Annotated in this window: 21 protein-coding genes; 19 read left to right on the forward strand and 2 right to left on the reverse strand. The window is 68.2% G+C overall.

All coding sequences use genetic code 11. The annotated features are described in order from the left end of the window. Window positions 1–20: 20 nt before the first annotated feature. The 19 genes from AB8M46_RS14310 (at window position 21) to AB8M46_RS14400 (ending at window position 20,802) form a co-directional block, all read left to right on the forward strand. Window positions 21–791: a BTAD domain-containing putative transcriptional regulator gene (locus tag AB8M46_RS14310; protein WP_394360463.1), complete on the forward strand. Its 771-nt coding sequence runs from the start codon at window positions 21–23 to the stop codon at window positions 789–791. A 68-nt stretch (window positions 792–859) separates the two neighbouring features. Then, entirely contained in the window at window positions 860–1,558 is a 699-nt protein-coding gene (locus AB8M46_RS14315; protein ID WP_063272804.1) for a class I SAM-dependent methyltransferase, read from the forward strand. A 2-nt stretch (window positions 1,559–1,560) separates the two neighbouring features. Next, on the forward strand, window positions 1,561–2,847 hold the full coding sequence (locus tag AB8M46_RS14320; protein WP_037332937.1) for a geranylgeranyl reductase family protein: 1,287 nt from the start codon (window positions 1,561–1,563) through the stop codon (window positions 2,845–2,847). A 507-nt stretch (window positions 2,848–3,354) separates the two neighbouring features. After that, entirely contained in the window at window positions 3,355–3,762 is a 408-nt protein-coding gene (locus AB8M46_RS14325) for an NADH-quinone oxidoreductase subunit A (RefSeq protein WP_037335926.1), read from the forward strand. 6 nt (window positions 3,763–3,768) lie between these two features. Further along, the gene (locus tag AB8M46_RS14330; protein WP_005151847.1) at window positions 3,769–4,317 is read left to right on the forward strand and encodes an NADH-quinone oxidoreductase subunit B family protein; all 549 of its coding nucleotides are present in this window, start codon (window positions 3,769–3,771) and stop codon (window positions 4,315–4,317) included. A gap of 5 nt (window positions 4,318–4,322) precedes the next feature. Next, entirely contained in the window at window positions 4,323–5,087 is a 765-nt protein-coding gene (locus AB8M46_RS14335) for an NADH-quinone oxidoreductase subunit C (RefSeq protein ID WP_037335924.1), read from the forward strand. After that, window positions 5,084–6,454: an NADH-quinone oxidoreductase subunit D gene (locus tag AB8M46_RS14340; protein ID WP_016330962.1), complete on the forward strand. Its 1,371-nt coding sequence runs from the start codon at window positions 5,084–5,086 to the stop codon at window positions 6,452–6,454. The genes AB8M46_RS14335 and AB8M46_RS14340 overlap by 4 nt, the downstream gene beginning before the upstream one ends. Continuing rightward, the gene (nuoE, locus tag AB8M46_RS14345; protein ID WP_394360464.1) at window positions 6,451–7,323 is read left to right on the forward strand and encodes an NADH-quinone oxidoreductase subunit NuoE; all 873 of its coding nucleotides are present in this window, start codon (window positions 6,451–6,453) and stop codon (window positions 7,321–7,323) included. The genes AB8M46_RS14340 and nuoE overlap by 4 nt, the downstream gene beginning before the upstream one ends. Continuing rightward, window positions 7,323–8,603: an NADH-quinone oxidoreductase subunit NuoF gene (gene nuoF, locus AB8M46_RS14350; RefSeq protein WP_016330964.1), complete on the forward strand. Its 1,281-nt coding sequence runs from the start codon at window positions 7,323–7,325 to the stop codon at window positions 8,601–8,603. The genes nuoE and nuoF overlap by 1 nt, the downstream gene beginning before the upstream one ends. Next, window positions 8,600–11,080 carry an NADH-quinone oxidoreductase subunit G gene (locus AB8M46_RS14355; protein WP_394360465.1) on the forward strand — a complete coding sequence of 827 codons (2,481 nt, stop codon included), beginning with the start codon at window positions 8,600–8,602 and terminating at the stop codon, window positions 11,078–11,080. Before nuoF ends, AB8M46_RS14355 begins: the two co-directional genes overlap by 4 nt. Further along, window positions 11,077–12,414, forward strand: a complete 1,338-nt coding sequence (nuoH, locus tag AB8M46_RS14360; protein WP_037332918.1) for an NADH-quinone oxidoreductase subunit NuoH — start codon at window positions 11,077–11,079, stop codon at window positions 12,412–12,414. Before AB8M46_RS14355 ends, nuoH begins: the two co-directional genes overlap by 4 nt. After that, window positions 12,401–12,943, forward strand: a complete 543-nt coding sequence (gene nuoI, locus AB8M46_RS14365; RefSeq protein ID WP_037332916.1) for an NADH-quinone oxidoreductase subunit NuoI — start codon at window positions 12,401–12,403, stop codon at window positions 12,941–12,943. Before nuoH ends, nuoI begins: the two co-directional genes overlap by 14 nt. Next, entirely contained in the window at window positions 12,940–13,788 is an 849-nt protein-coding gene (locus AB8M46_RS14370) for an NADH-quinone oxidoreductase subunit J (RefSeq protein ID WP_037332912.1), read from the forward strand. The genes nuoI and AB8M46_RS14370 overlap by 4 nt, the downstream gene beginning before the upstream one ends. Beyond that, on the forward strand, window positions 13,785–14,084 hold the full coding sequence (nuoK, locus tag AB8M46_RS14375) for an NADH-quinone oxidoreductase subunit NuoK (protein ID WP_005151882.1): 300 nt from the start codon (window positions 13,785–13,787) through the stop codon (window positions 14,082–14,084). Before AB8M46_RS14370 ends, nuoK begins: the two co-directional genes overlap by 4 nt. Window positions 14,085–14,096: 12 nt before the next feature. Then, window positions 14,097–15,995 (forward strand): NADH-quinone oxidoreductase subunit L, encoded by a 1,899-nt coding sequence (nuoL, locus tag AB8M46_RS14380; RefSeq protein WP_378426324.1) that lies wholly within the window; start codon window positions 14,097–14,099, stop codon window positions 15,993–15,995. After that, a complete protein-coding gene (locus AB8M46_RS14385) occupies window positions 15,992–17,542 on the forward strand; it encodes an NADH-quinone oxidoreductase subunit M (protein WP_394360466.1) in 1,551 nt (516 codons plus the stop codon). The genes nuoL and AB8M46_RS14385 overlap by 4 nt, the downstream gene beginning before the upstream one ends. 3 nt (window positions 17,543–17,545) lie before the next feature. After that, entirely contained in the window at window positions 17,546–19,111 is a 1,566-nt protein-coding gene (gene nuoN, locus AB8M46_RS14390) for an NADH-quinone oxidoreductase subunit NuoN (RefSeq protein WP_037332903.1), read from the forward strand. A gap of 96 nt (window positions 19,112–19,207) precedes the next feature. Continuing rightward, window positions 19,208–19,993, forward strand: a complete 786-nt coding sequence (locus AB8M46_RS14395; RefSeq protein WP_394360467.1) for an alpha/beta fold hydrolase — start codon at window positions 19,208–19,210, stop codon at window positions 19,991–19,993. Between the two features lie 32 nt (window positions 19,994–20,025). Further along, window positions 20,026–20,802, forward strand: a complete 777-nt coding sequence (locus AB8M46_RS14400) for a helix-turn-helix domain-containing protein (RefSeq protein WP_394360468.1) — start codon at window positions 20,026–20,028, stop codon at window positions 20,800–20,802. On the opposite strand, the gene AB8M46_RS14405 is transcribed toward AB8M46_RS14400, so the two are convergent. Continuing rightward, window positions 20,755–21,507, reverse strand: a complete 753-nt coding sequence (locus AB8M46_RS14405) for an ESX secretion-associated protein EspG (RefSeq protein WP_394360469.1) — start codon at window positions 21,505–21,507, stop codon at window positions 20,755–20,757. The genes AB8M46_RS14400 and AB8M46_RS14405 overlap by 48 nt on opposite strands. 27 nt (window positions 21,508–21,534) lie before the next feature. Then, complete coding sequence (locus AB8M46_RS14410) at window positions 21,535–22,587, reverse strand: hypothetical protein (RefSeq protein ID WP_394360470.1); 1,053 nt, start codon at window positions 22,585–22,587, stop codon at window positions 21,535–21,537. Between the last annotated feature and the right edge of the window lie 28 nt (window positions 22,588–22,615).

A 22,615-nucleotide genomic window follows, 5' to 3' on the forward strand; every position in this document is an offset into this window, starting at 1 on the left:
ATCGAGCGAGAGGACGGCACGTGAGGTTCGAAGTACTGGGAACGTTCAGCATCTCTTCCGGTTCGGGGTCGGTCCCGCTGCACGGCCGGATGCGGAGAACGCTCCTCGGCGTGCTGCTGGTCCGGGCGAACACCTTCGTTCCGGTGAACGTGCTCACCGAGGCGCTGTGGGACAGCAAATGGGAGCCGCGGGCGGTGCCGAAGCTGCACTGGCACGTCCACAAACTGCGGCAGGCCCTGCCCGAGGGTGACCGGCTCGCCTTCGACAACGGCGGCTACCGGCTGGAGGTCCACCCCGGCGAACTGGACGTCGAGACCTTCGAGACGCTGGCGGGCCAGGCGCTGAAGACCCCGGACCCCGCGCAGCGCGTGTCACTGATCCGGCAGGCCCTCACGCACTGGCACGGCGCGCCCTACGAGGGCCTGGACGTCCCCTTGCTCTCGGACGAGACGATGCGGCTCTCGGAGCACCGCCTGGTCCTGCTCGAAGAGCTCTACCAGGCGGAACTCGACCTCGGGCGGCACGCGAGCGCGGCCGTCGAACTGGCCGATCTGGTGCGCCGGCACCCCTTGCGGCAGCGTGCCCAGTACCTCCTGATGGACGCTCTGTGGCGAGCCGGGCGCACATCCGACGCGCTGGCGGCGTACCGGCGTGCGCGCCGGATCTCGGTCGATCAGCTCGGCCTCGAACCGGGGCCGGAACTGCGGTTGCTGGAGCGGAGGATCCTCGCCGGCGAGGTCGCGGGGGCCGGTGCGCACCGTGCCCCGGCGTTGCTTCACCGGGCCAGGTGAACCTACGGGCTGTCGCTTTGCTCCCGCTTGGGTGACCTGTCTCAGGGGCTCGGGGTTAGTGTTCGGGTATGTCCCGAGCGAGTCTTGACAAGGATCCGCACGAAGTCGCCGCCATGTTCGACGACGTCGCGGACGGCTACGACCGCGCGAATTCGTTCATGACCTTCGGCTTCGACCGCCGCTGGCGCACCATCACCGGCCGGGTGCTGGACGCCAAACGCGGGGAGAAGGTGCTGGACCTCGCGGCGGGCACCGGCGTGTCCACCGTCGAGTACGCGCGCAACGGCGCGTGGTGCCTCGCGGCGGACTTCTCGGTCGGCATGCTCAAGGCGGGCAAGCATCGCGGCGTCCCCATGGTGGCCGCCGACGCGATGAAGCTGCCGTTCGCCGACGGCAGCTTCGACGCGGTGACCATCTCGCTCGCGCTGCGGAACTTCGTCGACACCAAGGCCGCGCTCACCGAGATCGCGCGGGTGGTCAAACCGGGCGGTCGCCTGGTGATCTGCGAGGTGTCGACGCCCACATTCCCGCCGATCCGGTTCCTGCACCGGAAGTTCATCGCGAAGCTGCTCACCTGGGTCGGCGCCAGGACCTCGTCGAACCCCGAGGCCTACTCCTACCTGGCCGAATCCATGCTGGCGTGGCCGGATCAGCGGACGCTGGGCGAGATCATCGCGAGCGCCGGGTGGACCGAGGTGGAGTGGCTGAACCTCACGTTCGGCGTCGTCGCCATCCACCGCGCCAAAAAGCCCTCTGTAGATTCTTAGACATGACCCGTCGCAACGCAGACCACGACGCCGAAGTCATCGTCGTCGGTGCCGGACCGGCCGGCTCCACCGCCGCCACGTACCTCGCCCGCGCGGGCGTCGACGTGCTGCTGTTGGAGAAGACCGAGTTCCCGCGCGAGAAGGTGTGCGGCGACGGCCTGACCCCGCGCGGCGTCAAGCAGCTCATCGACCTGGGGATCGACACCAGCGAGGACGCGGGCTGGGTGCACAGCCGCGGCCTGCGGATCCTCACCGGCGAGCTCACGCTGGAGCTCGACTGGCCGGACCTGACGAGCTACCCGCCGTACGGCGTTTCGCGGACCCGCCAGGACTTCGACGACCTGCTCGCGAAGACCGCGGTTAAGGCGGGCGCACGGCTCTACGAGCGCACCACCGTCACCGGTGCCATCACCAGCCCGACCGGTCGCGTGATCGGCGTCGAGGCGAAGGTCGGCCCGGAGAAGACGCCGGTGAGCTACCGCGCTCCGCTGGTGCTGGCCTGCGACGGCGTCTCCGCGCGGCTCGCGCTGAGCGTCGGCATCCAGAAGAACGAGAAGCGCCCGATGGGCGTCGCCGTGCGGCAGTACTACAAGAGCCCGCGTCACGACGACCCGTTCATCGAGGGCCACCTGGAGCTGTGGGACCGCTCGGACCCGCGCGACCCGAAGCTGCTGCCCGGCTACGGCTGGGCGTTCCCGCTGGGCGACGGCACGGTGAACGTCGGCCTCGGCATGTTGTCGACGTCGGCCGCGTTCCGCAGCACGGATTACCGCGCGCTGCTGCGCCAGTGGCTCGACGGGACGCCCGAGGAATGGGGCTACCGCGAGGAGAACGCCATCGGCAAGGTCGGCGGCGCCGGTCTCCCGATGGGCTTCAACCGCACTCCGCACTACCGAGACGGCCTGCTGCTGCTCGGCGACGCCGGCGGCATGGTCAGCCCGTTCAACGGCGAGGGCATCTCGGCCGCGATGGAATCCGCGCAGCTGGCGTCGGAGTTCGTCGTGCAGGCGCTGGCGCGGCGCGAAGGCCCTTCGCGCGAGCGGGCGCTGGAGGGCTACCCGCGCGCCGTCGGGGAGCTGATGGGCGGCTACTACCGGCTCGGCAACGTGTTCGCGAAGCTGATCGGGAAGCCGAAGGTCATGCACGCGGCGACGAAGTACGGACTGCGGATCAACTCGATCCTTCCGTTGGTCTACAAGGGACTTTCGGGTTGCTACGACGCCAAGGGCGGGGACGGCGTCGACCGCCTCATCGCCGCACTGGCGCGCGCTACCCCCTCCCCGCGCTGACGCCCCGCATTTCGTCCTCTGAATGCGGTAGTTCGCTCTTCGAACCACCGCATTCAGAGGACGAAATGCTGTGCGCCACGGCCCGCCACCACACGTCTGGACCAGTCACGGGTACTCCGCGCAGTGGTATCGGTCACAGGACAAACGCGGTCAAACGGACCCCCGAAGCCGATCTTGAGAACGACGTCGCAGGTCACCGGTACCGCACGCCGGAAGTAACCGTACTGGCCGTGCGGTCAAGTTAGGGCAGCCTTATAGCACGGGGCCTAGGGACAAGAATGTGAGTCACGTCCTACACTCGCCCCATGCTTTGTGAATCGCTTCACATCCTCGACGGGAGGCTTGTGAACTATTTCACAAGCAAGGGGGCCGTCATGCACGGCCCGTAAGGGTTGCCTAACCCTCGGCGGTGTGACCCAGGTGACTTAGGGTGCCGACCGAGGGAAGCGGTGAACCCCGACTCGAAAACCGCAGCGGCGCGGAAAGGATGGCGAAAACCCCGTGCTGATGTTGCCCGTGCTGGCCCAGGCGGACACCTCGAAGGTGCCCAACCTGGACATGTACCTCCCCCTGGTCCTCCTGTTCGTCCTCGCTCTCGCGTTCGCGGTGCTTTCGGTGCTGCTCGGCCCGCTCGTCGGCCCGAGCCGGGCCAACAAGGCGAAGCTCGCGGCCTACGAATGCGGTATCGAACCGTCGCCGCAGCCGGTCGTCGGCGGCGGCCGGATGCCGGTCGCGTACTACATCACCGCGATGCTGTTCATCCTGTTCGACATCGAGATGGTCTTCCTCTACCCGTTCGCGGTCTCCGCGGACGCGCTGGGCATGTTCGGCCTGGTGGAGATCGTGCTGTTCATCGCGACGGTCGGTTTCGCGTACGCCTATGTGTGGCGTCGCGGCGGCCTGGATTGGAACTAGAGAAGCATGGGCCTCGAAGAAAAACTTCCCAACGGCATCCTCCTGGCCAGCCTCGAAGGCCTGGTGAACTGGGCCCGCAAGAACTCCATGTGGCCCGCCACCTTCGGTCTCGCCTGCTGCGCGATCGAGATGATGACCGTCGGCGGTTCCCGCTACGACATCGCCCGCTTCGGCATGGAGCGCTTCAGCGCGACGCCGCGCCAGGCCGATCTGATGATCGTCGCCGGCCGCGTCACGCAGAAGATGGCGCCGGTGCTCCGCCAGATCTACGACCAGATGGCCGAGCCCAAGTGGGTGCTGGCGATGGGCGTCTGCGCCTCGTCCGGCGGCATGTTCAACAACTACGCCGTGGTGCAGGGCGTCGACCACATCGTCCCGGTCGACATGTACCTCCCCGGCTGCCCGCCGCGCCCCGAGATGCTGCTCGACGCGATTTTGAAGCTGCACGCCAAGATCCAGGACGAGCCGATCAACGCCCGCCGGGCCGCGATCCGCGCCGCCAGCGGTGAGCGCACCGAGCTGATCGCCTCCTCGATCAAGTACGCGAAGAAGTGAGCGACGTGCCCGAAGAAAACTCCCCCGAAACCCCGGAAACCGGCGGCGAGCAGTCCAGCGCCGACCGGCCCGCAGGCGGCCTCGAGCCGCAGGGCGCCCGCCCGGCCGAGCCGGTCGTCACCGGTAAAGAGCGCCAGGGCATGTTCGGTGTCCGCGGCACCGGTGACACCTCCGGTTACGGCGGCGTCCGCCTCCCCGCGTACAGCCCGCCCCCGGCGGAGCGACCGTACGGCGGCTGGTTCGACGAGTTCGCCGACGAGTTCTACGCGGCCTTGGCGGACAACAAGATCCCGGCGAACGCGATCCAGCAGACGACGGTCGACCGCGGCGAGATCACCTTCTACGTCTCCCGCGAGCACCTCGTCGAGATCGCCAAGGTCCTGCGCGACGACGCCGGTCTCCGCTTCGAACTGCTCAGCTCGGTTTCCGGCGTCGACTACGGCGTCGACGTCCCGCAGCGGCTGCACTCGGTCTACCACTTCACGTCGATGACCTACCGCCGCCGCATCCGGCTCGAGGTCACCCTCGACATCGAAGACCCGCACGTCCCGTCGCTGGTCGGGGTCTACCCGACGGCCGACTGGCAGGAGCGGGAAGCCTGGGACATGTTCGGCATCGTCTACGACGGCCACCCGGCGCTGACCCGCATCCTCATGCCGGACGACTGGGACGGTCACCCCCAGCGCAAGGACTACCCGCTCGGCGGGATCCCGGTCGAATACAAGGGCGCGGAGATCCCGCCGCCGGACCAGCGGAGGTCGTACTCGTGAGCACCGAACACCTCTCAGACGTCACCACGGGCACCGACACTTCGCCCGAGGGCAGCGACAGCGTCGAGTACGCCGACTCCCGCGAGACCACCGAAGGCCGCGTCTACACCGTCTCCGGCGGTGACTGGGAAGACCTCATCGAGGACTCCCGCCACGACGAGCGCATGGTCATCAACATGGGCCCGCAGCACCCGTCGACGCACGGCGTGCTCCGGCTCGTGCTGGAGATGGAGGGCGAGACCGTCACCCAGCTCCGCTCGGTCATCGGCTACCTGCACACCGGGATCGAGAAGAACTGCGAGTACCGCACGTGGACCCAGGGCGTCACCTTCGTGACGCGCATGGACTACCTCGCCCCGCTCTCGACCGAGATGGCGTACTGCCTCGGCGTCGAGAAGCTGCTCGGCATCCAGGCCCCGCGCCGCGCCGAACTGCTGCGCGTGATGCTGCTGGAGATCAACCGCATCGGTTCGCACCTGGTCTACATCGCCACCGGCGGGATGGAACTCGGTGCCACCACGGCGATGACGCTCGGTTTCCGTGAGCGCGAAGAGGTCCTGCACCTGCTGGAGCACCTCACCGGTCTCCGGATGAACCACGCGTTCATCCGCCCCGGCGGGCTCGCGCAGGACATGCCCGCCGACTACCACGAGGTGGTCAGCCAGTTCGTCAAGACGATGGACGAGCGGCTTCCCTTGTACGACAAGCTCTTCACCGGTCAGCCGATCTGGCGCAACCGGCTCAAGGGCGTCGGGTACCTGCCGGTCGACGCGTGCCTCGCGCTCGGTGTCACCGGCCCGGTGCTGCGCAGCGCGGGTCTCCCGTGGGACATGCGCAAGACCGAGCCGTACTCCCGCTACGAGGAGTTCGAGTTCGACATCCCGACCTCCACCGAGGCGGACTGCTGGGCGCGCTACCTGCTGCGTGTCGAGGAGATGCACCAGAGCCTGCGGATCATCAAGCAGTGCCTCAAGAAGCTCGAGCCGGGTCCGGTCATGGTCGAGGACAAGAAGGTCGCCTGGCCGGCGCAGCTGTCGATCGGCAGCGACGGCATGGGCAACTCGCTCGAGCACGTCCGCAAGATCATGGGCCAGTCGATGGAGTCGCTGATCCATCACTTCAAGCTGGTCACCGAGGGCTTCAAGGTCCCGCCGGGCCAGACCTACACCTCCGTGGAGTCGCCGCGCGGCGAACTCGGCGTGCACCTGGTCTCCGACGGCGGCACCAGGCCGCTGCGGGTCCACGTGCGCGAACCGAGTTTCGTGAACCTGCAGTCGATGCCCGCGATGGCCGAAGGCGGCCTCGTGGCGGACGTCATCGCCGCCATCGCCTCGATCGACCCCGTCATGGGGGGAGTGGACCGTTGAGCACCCAGCCCGGAACGACACCCACGCCCGAGCCCGGTACCAGCCTGGCCGAGCAGACCCACATCGCCGCCGGTGGCGACGTCGACGTGATCGCGATCGCGCCGGATCCCGCCGAGGCGGAAGGGATCCTGGAGAACGCGAAGCTCGAAGACATCTTCGACGCCGACACGTACGCCAAGGCACAGAACCTGATCGCGCGGTACCCGCAGTCGCGGTCGGCGCTGCTGCCGATGCTGCACCTCGTGCAGTCGGTGCAGGGATACGTGAGCCAGGAGGGCATCGCCTTCTGCGCGCAGAACCTGGACCTCTCCGACGCCGAGGTCAGCGCGGTCGCGACGTTCTACACCATGTACAAGCGCCGCCCGTGCGGCGAGCACCTGGTGAGCGTCTGCACCAACACGCTGTGCGCGGCCATGGGCGGCGACGCGATCTACAAGAAGCTCCAGACGCACCTCGGCTCCGAAGAGAAGCCGTTGGGGCACAACGAGACCGCGGGCACGCCGAACGAGCCCGGCTCGATCACGCTGGAGCACGCCGAATGTCTCGCGGCCTGTGACCTCGCCCCGGTCATCCAGGTCAACTACGAGTACTTCGACAACCAGACCGAGGACAAGGCCGTCGCGCTGGTCGACGCGTTGCAGGCGGGCAAGAAGCCGGCCCCGACGCGCGGCGCGCCGCTGACGAACTTCAAGGGTGCCGAACTGCAGCTCGCCGGGTTCTTCCCGGAGGACGCGCAGCAGTACCGCACGGACGTCGACGGTCCTTCGCAGGCCGTCGAAACCCTGCGGGGCGCGCAGGTCGCGCAGGACCGCGGCTGGACCGCGCCCGCGATGAAGGACGTTCCGCTTCCGGAAGTGGAGAAGAAGTAATGGCCGATCCCATCACTCCGGTCCTCACGAAGCGCTGGCTTTCGCCCAACTCCTGGACGATCCAGTCCTACGAAGCCCTCGAGGGCTACACCGCGATCCGCAAGGCGCTCAAGGCCACTCCCGAGCAGATCGTCCAGCTGGTCAAGGACTCCGGCCTCCGCGGCCGTGGCGGCGCGGGCTTCCCGGCCGGTATCAAGTGGTCCTTCATGCCGCCGAACGAGGACAAGCCGCACTACCTCGTCATCAACGCCGACGAGGGCGAGCCGGGCACCTGCAAGGACATCCCGCTGATGATGGCGGACCCGCACTCGCTGATCGAGGGCTGCATCATCGCCTCGTACGCGATGCGTTCGCACCACTGCTTCATCTACGTCCGCGGCGAGGCGCTGCACTGCATCCGCCGCCTGAACGCGGCCGTGCGCGAGGCATACGAAGCGGGCTACCTCGGCAAGAACATCCTCGACTCCGGATTCGACCTCGACATCACCGTGCACGCGGGCGCCGGGGCGTACATCTGCGGCGAGGAGACGGCGCTGCTGGACTCGCTGGAAGGCCGTCGCGGCCAGCCGCGGCTCAAGCCGCCGTTCCCGGCCGCCGCCGGTCTTTACGCCGCGCCGACCACGGTGAACAACGTCGAGACCATCGCCAGCGCGCCGTACATCGTCAACGGCGGTTCGAGCTGGTTCCGCGAGATGGGCCGCGAGAAGTCGCCCGGCCCGAAGATCTACTCGATCTCCGGCCACGTCGAGAAGCCCGGCCAGTACGAATGCCCGCTCGGCACCACGCTGCGCGAGCTGCTGGACATGGCGGGCGGCATGAAGGACGGCATCCCGCTGAAGTTCTGGACGCCGGGTGGTTCGTCCACGCCGATGTTCACCGCCGAGCACCTCGATGTTCCCCTGGACTTCGAAGGCGCGGCGGAAGCCGGGTCGATGCTGGGCACGACGGCCGTGCAGGTCTTCAACGAGACCGTTTCCGTGCCGTGGGCCGTGATGAAGTGGACGCAGTTCTACGAGCACGAGTCCTGCGGCAAGTGCACGCCGTGCCGCGAGGGCACGTATTGGCTGGCGCAGATCCTGGAGCGCATGGTCGAGGGCAAGGGCACCGAGGAGGACATCGACACCCTGCTCGACGTCTGCGACAACATCCTCGGCCGCTCGTTCTGTGCCCTCGGCGACGGCGCGGTCTCGCCGATCCAGAGCGGTATCAAGTACTTCCGGGATGAATTCCTGGCTTTGTGTCAAGCAAACAAGCGCGAATTGGTGGGGGCGCAGGCATGACGATCGCACCCGACAAGCCCGGGACGTCCACAGAGGACACTCCGGTTCCCGAGGGCCACGTCAAGCTGGTCATCGACGGTGAAGAGGTCATCGCGCCCAAGGGCGAGCTGCTGATCCGCACCGCCGAGCGGCTCGGCACGGTCATCCCGCGCTTCTGCGACCACCCGCTGCTCGACCCGGCGGGCGCCTGCCGCCAGTGCCTGGTCGAGGTCGAAATGGGCGGCCGTCCGATGCCGAAGCCGCAGGCCTCGTGCACCATGACGGTCGCCGACGGCATGGTCGTGAAGACCCAGCTGACCTCGGCCGTCGCGGACAAGGCCCAGCAGGGTGTGATGGAGCTGCTGCTCATCAACCACCCGCTGGACTGCCCGATCTGCGACAAGGGCGGCGAATGCCCCCTGCAGAACCAGGCGCTCGCGCACGGCCGCGCGGACTCCCGCTTCGTCGACACGAAGCGGACGTTCGCGAAGCCGCTGCCGATCTCCTCGCAGGTGCTGCTGGACCGGGAGCGTTGCGTGCTCTGCCAGCGCTGCACCCGGTTCTCCCGCGAGATCGCCGGCGACCCGTTCATCGAGCTCCTCGAACGCGGCGCCCACCAGCAGATCGGCACCGCCGAGACCGCGGACGTGCTGGACCTGGCCTCGCGCACGACGTCGGGCCAGCCGTTCCAGTCGTACTTCTCCGGCAACGTCATCCAGATCTGCCCGGTCGGCGCGCTGACGTCGGCCGCGTACCGGTTCCGTTCGCGGCCGTTCGACCTGGTGTCCTCGCCGAGCGTGTGCGAGCACTGCTCGTCCGGCTGCGCCGAGCGGACCGACTTCCGCCGCGGCAAGGTCATGCGGAAGCTCGCGGGCGACGACCCCGAGGTCAACGAAGAGTGGCTCTGCGACAAGGGCCGCTTCGCGTTCCGTTACTCGACCGCGGACGACCGCATCCGCCGTCCGCTGGTCCGCAACGCCGACGGCGTGCTCGAAGAGGCTTCCTGGACCGACGCGCTGCGCGCGGCCGCCGAGGGGCTGGCCAAGGCACGCGACGGCAAGGGCGCCGCGGTGCTGACCGGTGGCAGGTTGACCGTCGAGGACGCCTACGCGTACTCGAAGTTCGCGCGGATCGCCTTGGGCACCAACGACATCGACTTCCGCGCCCGCCCGCACTCGGCCGAGGAGCTGGGCTTCCTCGCGTCGCACGTGGTCGGGACGACGCCGGAAAGCGGAGTCACCTTCGGCGAGATCGAGCGGGCGCGCACGGTGCTGTGCGTCGCGTTCGAGCCGGAGGACGAAGCGCCGATCGTGTTCCTGCGGCTGCGCAAAGCGGCTCGCAAGAACCGCACGCGCGTCGTCCACTTGGGACAGTGGACCACCTCGTCGGTCCGCAAGACCTTCGGCGAACTGCTGGCCTGCGCGCCGGGTGCCGAGGCCGCCGCGATCGACGGCATCGCGCAGCACGCGCAGGACGTCGACCAGGCACTGGCCTCGGAAGGCGCCGTGATCCTCGTCGGCGAACGTGCCGCCGAGGTCCCGGGTCTCTTCTCGGCCCTGCACCGGCTGGTGGAGCGCACCGGCGCCCGGCTCGCGTGGATCCCGCGTCGCGCGGGTGAACGCGGTGCCCTGGAGGCGGGCGCGGCGCCGACGCTGCTGCCCGGTGGCCGTCCGGTCGCCGACGCAGAGGCTCGCGCCGAGGTCGAAAAGGCTTGGGGCGTCACGCTTCCCGCCGAACCCGGCCTGGACACCACCGGCATCCTCAAGTCGTTGGACCGCGGTGACCTGGTCGGTCTGCTCGTCGGCGGGGTCGATCCGTACGATCTGCCCGACCCGGAACTCGCCCTCAGCGCGCTGCGTAACGCGGCATTCGTGGTGAGCCTTGAACTGCGGCACAGCGCGGTCACCGAGCACGCGAACGTCGTCCTCCCGATCGCCCCGGCGGTCGAGAAGGCGGGCAGCTACCTGAACTGGGAAGGCCGCCGCCGCGAGTTCGCCGTCACCCTCGAAGGCACCGGCGCCCTGCCGGACTGCCGAGTGCTCGACACTCTCGCCGTCGAGATGGACGCGGACCTGTTCACCCAGACCCCGGCCGCCTCCGCCGCCGATCTAGCCAAGCTGCCTGCTAGGAACGGGGCGTTCCTTGCGGAATTTGCCAGTAACGGACCGTTCATTGCACGCGCCGAGGCCAAGAACGGCCAGGCCCTCCTCGCCACCTGGCGCCAGCTGATCGACAACGGTTCGCTGCAGGACGGCGAGCCGCACCTCAAGGGCACGCAGCGCGAGGTCGTCGCCAAGCTCTCGGCGAAGACCGCCGAAGGCCTGGGCGGCAGCGTCAAGGTCTCCACCGAACGCGGTTCCATCACGTTGCCGATCGAGGTCGCCGACCTGCCGGACGGCGTCGTGTGGCTCCCGGGCAACTCCGACGGCTCGGCCGTCCGCGCCGCTCTCGCGGCCGGTCACGGTTCGGCCGTCACCCTCACCGGAGGTGAGAAGTGACTCCGTTGCTCAGCCAGATGCCGGACGCCGCCGAGCGGGCGGCGCTGCTGGCGGACGACCCGTTGTGGCTGGTCCTGCTCAAGACGGTCGTCATCCTGCTGATCGGCCCGATCCTGACGATCTTCCTGATCGTCTGGGAGCGCAAGGCCGTCGGCCGGATGCAGAACCGTCCCGGCCCCAACCGGGTCGGGCCCGGCGGCTACCTGCAGTCCCTCGCGGACGCGATCAAGCTGCCGTTCAAGGAACAGATCATCCCGGACACCGCCGACCGCAAGGTGTACTTCCTCGCGCCGGTGATCTCCGCGGTGCCGGCGCTGATCGCGCTGGCGGCGATCCCGTTCGGGCCGGTCGTCTCGATCTTCGGTGAGCGGACCGTGCTCCAGCTGGTCGACCTGCCGGTCGGCGTGCTGGTGATCCTGGCCTGCTCCTCGATCGGCGTGTACGGCCTGGTGCTGGCGGGCTGGTCGTCCGGCTCGCCGTACCCGCTGCTCGGCGGCCTGCGGAGCGCGGCCCAGGTGATCTCCTACGAGATCGCGATGGGTCTGTCGATCGTCGGCGTCATCCTCTACTCGGGCTCGATGTCCACCTCGGCGATCGTCGATTCCCAGCAGACCGGCTGGTACTTCTACCTGCTGCTGCCGAGTTTCGTGATCTACCTGATCTCCATGGTCGGCGAGACCAACCGCGCGCCGTTCGACCTCCCCGAGGCCGAATCCGAGCTGGTCGGCGGTTTCCACACCGAGTACAGCTCGATGAAGTTCGCGATGTTCTTCCTCGCCGAGTACGTCAACATGGTGATCGTCTCGGCGTTCGCGACCACGTTGTTCCTCGGTGGCTGGAAGTTCCCGTTCGTCGGCGCCGACCACGCGCTGAACCAGGGCTGGCTCCCGCTGATCTGGTTCTCCGCCAAGCTGTTCATCCTGCTGTTCGGGTTCATCTGGCTGCGCGGCACGCTGCCACGGCTGCGGTACGACCAGTTCATGCGGCTGGGCTGGAAGGTCCTGGTGCCGGTCAACCTGGTCTGGATCGTCGTGATCGTCACGGTCCGCGCGATCAAGAACTCGGGTGGCCTGTCCACCCCGCAGATCCTCATCGGCGGCGGCGCGCTCATCCTCGTCGTCGTCATCCTGAGCCTGCTGCTGCCGGACAAGAAGGTCCCGGACGACGACTACGTCCCGGTGACCGGCGGCGGGTTCCCCGTGCCGCCGCTCGACCTGCAGGTCCCGGAGAAGACCCCGCGTCAGAAGGCCCTCGCGAAGGCCGAAGCCCGGGCTGCCAAGCGCAAGCCCGCGGCGGTTTCCAGTGGAAGGGAGGCCGGCGATGGGGATGTTTGATCCCATCAAGGGTTTCGGTGTCACCTTCGGCATGATGTTCAAGAAGGTCGCCACCGAGGAGTACCCGGAGGCGGGCGCCCCCGCGGCTCCGCGGTATCACGGCAGGCACCAGCTCAACCGGCATCCGGACGGGCTGGAGAAATGCGTCGGCTGCGAGCTGTGCGCGTGGGCCTGCCCGGCGGACGCGATCTTCGTCGAAGGCGGCGACAACACCGAAGAGGCGCGGTACTCGCCCGGTGAGCGGTACGGCGCCGACTACCAGATCAACTACCTGCGCTGCATCGGCTGCGGGTTGTGCGTCGAGGCCTGCCCGACCCGGTCCCTGACGATGATCAACTTCTACGAGCTGGCCGACGACGACCGGCAGCGGTTGATCTACACCAAGGAAGACCTCCTCGCGCCGCTGCTGCCCGGTATGGAGCAGCCGCCGCACCCGATGCGGCTGGGCGACAACGAGCAGGACTACTACGTCAACGGCCCCGAGCTGGCGCGCAAGCAGCCCACTGAAGCTTCGGAGGCCGTCAAGTGATCACGGCTCTCCTCGCACAGGCGCCGGACGTTTCGGCCGGGATCACCACCGGCGAGACCATCGCGTTCTGGGTGCTCGGCCCGCTCGCGCTGCTCGGCGGACTCGGGATGATCTTCTCCCGCAACGCCGTGCACTCGGCGCTGTGGCTGGTCCTCACGATGCTGTGCCTCGGCGCGCTGTACATGATCCAGCAGGCGCCGTTCCTCGGCTTCACGCAGATCATCGTCTACACCGGCGCGATCATGATGCTGTTCCTGTTCGTGCTGATGCTGGTCGGCCGCGAGAGTTCCGACTCGGTCGTCGAAGTGCTGCGCGGACAGCGGGTCATGGCGACCCTGCTCGGCATCGGTGTCGGCGGCCTGCTCGCCGCGGGTCTCGCCCGCGCGCTGGCCAACGTCACCCCGGCGCTGCCGCGCGATCCGGCGAACCTCGACGGCGGCGGCCCCGGCGGGCTGGGACGGCTGATCTTCACCAAGTACCTGTTCCCGTTCGAGCTCACCTCGGCGCTGCTGATCACCGCCGCGCTGGGCGCGATGGTGCTCGCGTTCACCGACCGGCACGCCAAGGGCGGCAAGAAGAACCAGAAGGAACTCGTCGTCGACCGGTTCACCGGCAAGCACGACCGGCCTTCGCCGCTGCCCGGCCCGGGCGTGTTCGCCACGGCCAACTCGGTCGCCACCCCGGCGCTGCTGCCCGACGGCTCGATCGCGAGGGAGTCGCTCTCGGAGATCATCGAGTCGACTTCGGCCGCACAGCTGGAAACCGAACGGAAGCAGGTCGCCGGGACCGACGAAGGTCCGGACGCCCATGCTCTGGTCGGCAAGTCTGAAGGGGAGAAGGAATGACCCCGACGTACTACCTGCTCCTGTCCGCGCTGCTGTTCGCCATCGGCGCGGTCGGGGTGCTGGTGCGCCGCAACGCGATCGTCGTGTTCATGTGCATCGAGCTGATGCTGAACGCGGCGAACCTGTCCCTGGTCACGTTCGCCCGGATCAACGGGTCGCTGGACGGCCAGGTGATGGCGTTCTTCGTGATGGTCGTCGCCGCCGCCGAGGTCGTGGTGGGGCTCGCGATCATCATGGCGATCTTCCGCACCCGGCGCTCGGCCTCGGTCGACGACACCAACCTGCTGAAGTACTAGGGAGCACCGAGAGTGACCGCATCATCGTGGCTGCTGGTGGCCTTCCCGGCTCTCGGCGCCCTCATTCTTTTGCTGGCGGGTAAGCGGGCCAGGGGCTGGGGACACCTCCTCGGCAGCGCGACCGTCTCACTGTCCTTTGTGTACGGCCTGATCCTGTTCTTCACCGCCGACACCAAGGCCACCGCGGACGTCAAGCTGTTCTCGTGGATCCCGGTTTCGGCGCTGCAGGTCGACTTCGGGCTGCGGATCGACGCGCTGTCGCTGACGTTCGTGCTGCTGATCACCGGCGTCGGCATGCTGATCCACTTCTACTCGATCGGCTACATGGCCGAGGATCGAGACCGGTCGAGGTTCTTCGCGTACCTCAACCTGTTCGTCGCCTCGATGCTGATCCTGGTGCTGGGCAACAGCTTCGTGACGCTGTACCTCGGCTGGGAAGGCGTGGGGCTCGCGTCGTACCTGCTCATCGGCTGGTACCAGGACCGCCCGTCCGCGGCCACCGCGGCGAAGAAGGCGTTCCTGATGAACCGCGTCGGTGACGTCGGGCTCGCGCTGGCGATCTTCCTGATGTTCAAGTACGTCGGGAGCACCGGTTACGCCGAGGTCTTCGGCGCCGTCGGCCAGATCCCCACCGGTGCGGTCACCGCGATCGCGATCCTCCTGCTGCTGGGCGCCTGCGGTAAGTCCGGCCAGTTCCCGCTGCAGGCCTGGCTTCCCGACGCGATGGAGGGCCCGACCCCGGTCTCGGCCCTCATCCACGCGGCGACGATGGTCACCGCCGGCGTCTACCTGGTCGCCCGCGCGCACGAGATCTTCAACGCCACCGCGGACGGCCGCCTGATCGTCACCCTCGTCGGCACGGTCACGCTGCTGATCGGGTGCATCATCGGTTGCGCGTACGACGACATCAAGAAGGTCCTGGCGTACTCCACGGTCAGCCAGATCGGGTACATGATGCTCGCCGTCGGCCTCGGGCCGATCGCCTACGCGCTCGGCATCATGCACCTGGTGGCGCACGGTTTCTTCAAGGCCGGGCTGTTCCTCGGGGCCGGTTCGGTCATGCACGCCATGAACGACGAGGTCGACATGCGGAAGTTCGGCGGGCTGCGCAAGCACTTGCCGGTCACCTTCTGGACCTTCGCCCTCGGCTACCTGGCGCTGATCGGCATCCCGCCGCTCTCGGGCTTCTTCACCAAGGACGCGATCATCGAAGCGGCGCTGTCGCAGGGCGGCTGGCGCGGCTGGGTGATGGGTGGCGCGGCACTGCTCGGCGCCGGCCTCACCGCGTTCTACATGACCCGCCTGATGGTGATGACCTTCTTCGGCAAGGAACGCTGGAAGGAGATCAAGTCCAGCGACGGCCGCGACTTCCATCCGCACGAATCGCCCGCGGTGATGAAGTGGCCGATGATCATCCTGGCCGTCGGTTCGGTCGGCGCCGGTGCGTTCTTCGCCCTCGGCGACCGGTTCGCCGAATGGCTCTCGCCGGTGGTCGGCCCGCTCGAAGAGGGTGGCCACAGTGTCATCCCGCACGCGCTGGTGCCGATCCTCACCGTGGCGCTTTCGGTGCTCGGCGCGGCGGCGGCGTGGCTCTTCGTCGGCCGTAAGGACGTTCCGGTGGAACGCCCCGAGCGGGTCTCGGCCGTGGTCAAGGCCGCGCGCAACGACCTCTACGGCAACACCCTGAACGAGACGCTGGTCGCCCGCCCGGGCACCTGGCTCGCCAGGGCGCTGGTCTACGTGGACAACCGCGGCGTCGACGGCGCCGTCAACGGCCTCGCCGCCGCGCTCGGCGGCGGATCCGGGCGCCTGCGCCGCCTGCAGACCGGCTTCGTCCGCTCGTACGCACTGTCCATGCTGGGCGGCACATTCCTGCTTCTGGCGGCACTTCTGCTGGTGAGGTTCGCATGACCTGGGTACTCGCAACCATCCTGCTGCCGCTGGTCGGCGCCGCGGTCGTCGCGGGGATGAAGAAGAACGACAGGCTCGCGACGCTCACCGCGCTCGTGGTGTCGCTCCTGACGTTCCTGCTGGTGATCCCGATGTGGGCGAGCTACACGCCTTCGGGAGACCGCATCCAGCAGAAGTCCTCGATGGACTGGATCCCGAACTTCGGCATCCACATCTCGTTCGGCATCGACGGCATCGCGCTGGTGATGATCGCGGTCATCGGCCTGCTGGTGCCGATCGTGGTCGGCGCGCTGGGCCTGACCGACAAGCTCCCGGCCGGGCGCTCGGCGGGCGGGTTCCTGTCGCTGATCCTGGTGCAGGAGGCGTTGACCATCGCGGTGTTCGCCGCGACCGACGTCTTCCTGTTCTACGTGCTGTTCGAGATCATGCTGATCCCGATGTACTTCCTGATCGGCGGCTACGGCGGCGCGAACCGGCAGTACGCGGCGGTCAAGTTCTTCCTGTACTCGTTCCTCGGCGGCCTGATCATGCTGGCCTCGGCGATCGGGGCGTACTCGCTGGCGTCGGACAAGCTCGGCAAGGGCAGCTTCGACTGGGAAACCCTCGTCACGGTCGTCCGCGACGCCCCGCTGGGCACGCAGATCTGGCTGTTCCTCGGGTTCTTCCTCGCGTTCGCGATCAAGGCCCCGCTGGTGCCGTTCCACACCTGGCTGCCGGACGCCGCGGGGCAGGCGCCGATCGGCGTCGCGGTGCTGCTGGTCGGTGTGCTGGACAAGGTCGGCACGTTCGGGTTCCTGCGCTACTGCCTCCCGATGTTCCCCGACGCCAGCAAGGAACTCGCGCCGTGGGTGCTGGTGCTCGCCGTCGCGGGTGTCCTTTATGGATCGATCCTCGCGGCCGGGCAACGCGACATGAAGCGCTTCATCGCGTACGTGTCGATCGCCCACTTCGGCTTCATCGCACTGGGCATCTTCACCTTCAACGAGCAGGCGATGGTCGGCTCGGTGTCGTACATGCTGAACCACAGCCTCGCCACCGGCATGCTGATCGTGGTCGTCGGCCTGATCGTGATGCGCGGCGGATCCACCAGGATCTCCGACTACGGCGGCATGGCGAAGGTGACCCCGCTGCTCGGCGGGATGCTGCTCATCGCCGGTCTGTCCACTTTGTCCCTGCCCGGCACGAACTCCTTCATCAGTGAGTTCCTGGTGCTGCTGGGGTCCTTTGTGGACTACCCGGTGTACACGATCATCGCGACGGTCGGCATGGTGCTGGCCGCGGCTTACGTGCTCTGGCTCTACCAGCGCGTCATGCAGGGCCCCGTCCGCGGTGACGCCCTGATCGGCGTCGGTGGCGGGCCCGGCACGGCCATGGCTCCGGAACTCGGTGCCACCAAAGCCATCAAGGACCTCGGCGGCCGGGAGATCGCGATCCTGGCGCCGATGGTCGTGCTGATCATCGCGCTCGGGTTCTATCCCAAGCCGGTGCTCGACACGATCACCCCGTCGGTGCAGGCGACGATGTCGTCCGTGCAGGGAGGCAAGTAAACCGTGCTCTTCTTGACTCAGGCGCCACCGGTGCAGGTGCCGTCGATCGACTACTTCGCCGTCACGCCGATCCTGATCATTCTCGGGGCCGCGTGTGTCAGCGTGCTGCTCGAAGCCTTCTTGCCCAAGCACATGCGGTGGCCTTCGCAGGTCTTCCTGTCCCTGGTCGGGATCGGGGCGGCGGGCGTCTTCCTCGCCTGGTACGCCAGCACTTCCGCGCCGAAGGGCGGCGTCACGACCTTCAGCGGCGCCATCGCCGTCGACAGGCCGTCGCTGTTCCTGTGGGGCACGCTGCTGGCGCTCGCGCTGGGCGCGCTGCTGCTGATCGCGGACCGCTCGGTCGAGCCGGGTGGCGCGTTCGTCGCGCAGGCCGGTATCCGTCCGGGCACGGTCCAGGACCGCGCGCAGGTCGGCACCACCGGTATGCAGACCGAGGTCTTCCCGCTGACGCTGTTCGCGCTCGGCGGCATGATGGCGTTCGTCGCGGCCAACGACCTGCTCACCATGTTCATCGCGCTCGAAGTGCTGAGCCTGCCGCTGTACCTCATGTGCGGTCTGGCCCGTCGCCGTCGCCTGCTCTCGCAGGAGTCGGCGGTCAAGTACTTCCTGCTCGGCGCGTTCTCGTCGGCGTTCTTCCTCTACGGGCTCGCGCTGCTCTACGGCTACGCGAACTCCGTGAAGCTGTCGGACATCGCCAACGCCGCCGCCGGTTCGGACCGGTCGGACACGCTGCTGTTCGCCGGGCTCGGGCTGCTCGCGGTCGGCCTGCTGTTCAAGGGTTCGGTCGGTCCGTTCCACACCTGGACCCCGGACGTCTACCAGGGCGCGCCGACGCCGGTCACCGCGTTCATGGGCGCCTGCACCAAGGTCGCCGCGTTCGGCGGGATCCTGCGGGTGTTCCAGGTGGCGTTCGAGTCGACCAGCTGGGAATGGCGCGGCGTGCTCTGGGCCGTCGCGATCATCTCGATGCTGATCGGCGCGGTGCTGGGCCTGACGCAGACCGACGTGAAGCGCATGATCGCCTACTCGTCCATCGCACACGCCGGCTTCCTGCTCGTCGGTGCCATCGCGATGACCGAGGAAGGCCTGTCGAGCACGCTGTTCTACCTGCTGGCCTACGGCTTCACCACGCTCGCCGCGTTCGGTGTCGTCTCGCTGGTGCGGGACTCGAACGGCGAGGCGACGCACCTGTCGGCCTGGGCGGGCCTGGCGAAGCGGTCTCCGGTGCTGGCGGGTGTGTTCACCTTCCTGCTGCTCGCGCTGGCCGGTATCCCGCTGACCAGTGGTTTCGTCGGCAAGTTCGTGGTGTTCTCGGCGGCCCTGTCCGACGGGATGGCGCCGCTGGTCGTCGTCGCCCTGATCTTCAGCGCCGTCGCCGCCTTCTTCTACCTGCGGGTGATCGTGCTGATGTACTTCTCCGAGCCGGCGCCCGATGGCCCGACCGTCACCGTGCCCGGCGCGTTCACCACCACGGCGATCACGCTCGGCGTCATCGTCACGCTGGTGCTGGGGCTGCTCCCGGCGTTCGCCCTCGACTGGGCGGGCTCCGGCGGTTTCGCCCTCAAGTAGTCCTGGTTCGCGAAAGGCCCCCTCGCTGTCGTGAGGGGCTTTTTCGTGTCAGGGCGACGTCAGAGCGGTGTCAGGCCGGACCTCGATAGTTCCCTCATGACTTCCTCTGCCTGGACCGGAATGCTCCCCGTCGAAGACACCGCGCTCGCCGTCACCGACACCGGCGGCTCCGGCATCCCCGTCATCTACCTCAACGGCCAGTTCGCGACGCAGGGCTACTGGCGGCGGATCCTCGCCGACCTGGGCACGGACTTCCGCCACATCACCTACGACGAGCGCGCCCGCGGCAAGTCGCGGCGTTCGGCCGACTATTCCTTCGAGGCCGCCGTCCGCGACGTCGACGCCGTCCTCGCGGCCCGCGGCGTGGAGCGGGCCATCGTGGTGGGCTGGTCCTACGGCGCGGTCGTCGCTGCTCACTGGGCCGCCCGGAACCCGGAGCGGACCATCGGCGCGGTGCTCGTCGACGGCGCGTTCCCGTACGACTGGCTGGACGACGCCATGGAACAGCGGATCAGGAAGATGTTCAAGCGGCTCAACCTGATCATGCCGTTGCTGCGCCCGACCGGCCTGACGCCGCGGATGAGCGCCGCCCAGCAGGCGGAGAGCAACATCGAACTCGGCAAGCTCTCGCGGGAGTCGGAATTGGGACCGGTGCTCGACCGGGTGAAGGTCCCGATGCGGTACGTGGTCGCGTCGGGAACCTCCTTCGGCAGCAAGGGGGACGAGCAGGAACAGATCCGCGCCGGGCTCGACGCGGTGACCGCCCGCAATCCGAACATCAAGGTGAGCGCGAAGGTCGAGAGCAACCACGGAGCGCTGCTGAAGAAGGACTTCACCGCTATTTCGGGGGCTGTTCGCGAGGTCGCCCGCCTCGGGGAATGACTTGCCGGGGCGCATCGGGCAGGTTGCTCGCGATGCCGAAGCCGAAGCCCACACCCCAGGCGAGAGCGCTCGCCGAGGCACTTCGTGTCGCGCGGAAGGCCGCCAAACTGGCCGCGACCGAAGTGGCAGACAAACTGGCATGGTCCCAGTCGACGATCAGCCGGATCGAAACCGGCCTGCGTGCGGCATCCGCCGAGGAGGTGTCCGTGCTGCTCGCGGTCTATCAAGTCACGGGGGAGCGTCGGGAGGCTTTGCTCTCGTTGGCCCGCGACAACGGACCCTGGTGGTTCGCCGACTTGGCCGTTCAGCGGGAAACGCTTGTGCAGTACGGAAAGGAGGCCACCAAGATCGTCGCTTTCGGGACCACGCTGGTTCCTGAGCCGCTCCGAACACCTGCCTACGCGAGGGCTACGAACTCTTCTTTCGCGGTGCTGGGCCAGAAGAGGCTTGCCGCTTACCTCGACGAAGCGGTGCTGCGCCGCCAGGTCGGTGGGCCGAGAGTGATGACGAATCAGCTCCAACATCTCATCGAGGTGGCCGAACGGCCCACCGTCGAACTCCGGGTCATCCCCTTCACCGCCGGAGCGTATCCCGGTGGCGACTACGTTCTGCTGGAATTCGGTCCCGCGCGGCCGCTGGTCTACTTGAAACACCGGGGAACCGGGCTGTTCCTGCACCGGCGCTGCGATGTCGCACCCTACGTCCAGTCCACTGTGGACGCTGTCGCACTGGATCCCGCCCGGTCGGTGCGCCTGATCGAGTCAGTGGTCGAGGCTCGCTCGCAGCGCGGCGAGCTTTTGCGCCAGTAACGTGGGTTCGCCGGGGAGGACGGTGATGTACCGGTTCCGGGGAGAACCGCTCACGTGCATGGCCACCCGGCCGGCGTCGAGGTCGAGATAGGTCAGGTCGTCTGTGGCTTCCGTGCGTCTTCCCCCGTCAGGACGCATAGCCGCGGCGAAGAACCCGACACCGAAATAGGGCTGCTCGAACACCTCGTCCAGTTGCCGGGCTTCCCGGCTCCGAGACGCGGGCTCGTCGTAGAGGTCGTTGCCGCCGGCGCCGTTGAAATCGTCTTGGGGTAAGGAGAACGGGGAGAATCGCGCGGGCGGGTACTCGGGCAGGTTCATCACGAGCGCGGCCGCGCGGTCGGCGGTCCGCACGCCTTTCAGCCACACCCGGTTTCCTTCGCAGATCGCCGTCACCGCGGCGCGCCCGCGCACGGCGACAAGCACGCTGTACTGCTCCGTCTCCGTGCGGACCGTCGCGTAGTACTCGGTGTTCGGCCGGTCGAGTATGTGCAGGACGTCCTCGAAGTCGCTGGTCAGCCGCTTGCCCTCGGTGAACCCGAGCCCGCCGAGCTCCTCGAACGCCGCCCGGTCTTCGCCGTTTCGCGACGACGGCGGGATGTACCGCAGCCCGCCCGCGAAGATCAGATGCGGATCCCCGCATCTGGCGTGACGGAACGCGGTCAACAATGTGTCGAGCGTGATCTCGACCGGGCGCGCGAGCACCACGTGTCTCCCTCCCCTGGGACTGTGGTGCTACTTCTTCTTCTCGCCGATCACCGGCGGCGTCGGTTTTTCGATGTAGCCGCCGAAGGTCTCGTCGGGATCCGGGTTCTGGAGGTAGGCCGGAGCCTTCTTCTCCTTGTCCTCCTCGCCCTTCCCGCGGGCGGCGCCGGGCGCCATCGGCATCCCGTTCGCGCCGCCACGACCAGCGGAACCGGCCGCTCCTGCCGCGCCGCGGCCGCCCATGGCCTCGCCGTGCATTCCCGCGCCGCTACGACCACCCATGCCGGGCTGCTGCCCGGTCCCACCGGGCCTGCCTGTCGCACCGGCACCGGGGCCGCCTGTCGCACCTGGGACGCCTGGCGGCCTTGCTCCAGGGCCGTAGACGCCGGGCCCGCTCGTCACAGGTACGTAACCGGGTGGGAAGGCACCGGGCGGGTTGTAGGTCGGGTTCGGCTTACCGGTCGGCCCGAAGTCGAGGCTCGCCGCCGGCGGTACGACCGGCGTGGTCTGGGGCGGCGTATACGAATTCGCGCGGGTCCCGTCGTCCGGCTGCTGCGCACCGGGCTGGTGCGGGCCCGGGTACTGGCCAGGCTGGGGCCCTTGTCCTGGCTGGGGGCCGCTGTCGGGCGCTGGGGCGCTCGGCCCGCTGGGCCCACTCGGTGTGCTGGGACCGCTGGGGCCGCTGGGTCCGCTCGGTCCTCGGTAGGGCTCGCCAGAACCGTGCTCGCGTCCGTCGGAGCCGTCGCCGAATCCCCTCACCGTGGGCTTCCCAGCGCCGCCCTCGTCCAGAGTGACGCTGCCGCCGGGATCGGTGAGCTGCGCGTACTGAGCAGGCAGCTCGTCGCCGTTGGCGGTGCTGGCCGAATGGTAGGACGCGAAGGTGTCGATGTTGTGCTGACTGTCGGCCTGGTAGCCCTTGACCCGGTCCCAGTAGCCGAACGTGCCGCCGCCGCCCATGAGGGCCTTGACGTCTTCGGCGGTCGGGGCTGGTTGCTCGGGCGGCACCGGTTTGACCGAATTCTTGGCCGTGCCGAACGCGCCCATCTGACTCATGATCGAGTTCTGCGCGATCGATACGTGCATCGCGTCGTCCGTCGCTGCCTCGACCAAT

This window comes from Amycolatopsis sp. SB7-3 (assembly GCF_041021335.1).
GTDB classification, from domain to species: domain Bacteria; phylum Actinomycetota; class Actinomycetes; order Mycobacteriales; family Pseudonocardiaceae; genus Amycolatopsis; species Amycolatopsis japonica.

What these genes read in the sequence shown, in the direction of transcription:
- AB8M46_RS14400 (WP_394360468.1), top strand. Translation starts at nt 20,026, where the DNA reads ATGCCGAAGCCGAAGCCCACACCCCAGGCGAGAGCGCTCGCCGAGGCA.
- nuoK (WP_005151882.1), top strand. Translation starts at nt 13,785, where the DNA reads ATGACCCCGACGTACTACCTGCTCCTGTCCGCGCTGCTGTTCGCCATC.
- AB8M46_RS14325 (WP_037335926.1), top strand. Translation starts at nt 3,355, where the DNA reads ATGTTGCCCGTGCTGGCCCAGGCGGACACCTCGAAGGTGCCCAACCTG.
- AB8M46_RS14320 (WP_037332937.1), top strand. Translation starts at nt 1,561, where the DNA reads ATGACCCGTCGCAACGCAGACCACGACGCCGAAGTCATCGTCGTCGGT.
- nuoF (WP_016330964.1), top strand. Translation starts at nt 7,323, where the DNA reads ATGGCCGATCCCATCACTCCGGTCCTCACGAAGCGCTGGCTTTCGCCC.
- AB8M46_RS14395 (WP_394360467.1), top strand. Translation starts at nt 19,208, where the DNA reads ATGACTTCCTCTGCCTGGACCGGAATGCTCCCCGTCGAAGACACCGCG.
- nuoI (WP_037332916.1), top strand. Translation starts at nt 12,401, where the DNA reads ATGGGGATGTTTGATCCCATCAAGGGTTTCGGTGTCACCTTCGGCATG.
- AB8M46_RS14330 (WP_005151847.1), top strand. Translation starts at nt 3,769, where the DNA reads ATGGGCCTCGAAGAAAAACTTCCCAACGGCATCCTCCTGGCCAGCCTC.
- AB8M46_RS14315 (WP_063272804.1), top strand. Translation starts at nt 860, where the DNA reads ATGTCCCGAGCGAGTCTTGACAAGGATCCGCACGAAGTCGCCGCCATG.
- AB8M46_RS14385 (WP_394360466.1), top strand. Translation starts at nt 15,992, where the DNA reads ATGACCTGGGTACTCGCAACCATCCTGCTGCCGCTGGTCGGCGCCGCG.
- AB8M46_RS14410 (WP_394360470.1), bottom strand. Translation starts at nt 22,587, where the DNA reads ATGCACGTATCGATCGCGCAGAACTCGATCATGAGTCAGATGGGCGCG.
- AB8M46_RS14355 (WP_394360465.1), top strand. Translation starts at nt 8,600, where the DNA reads ATGACGATCGCACCCGACAAGCCCGGGACGTCCACAGAGGACACTCCG.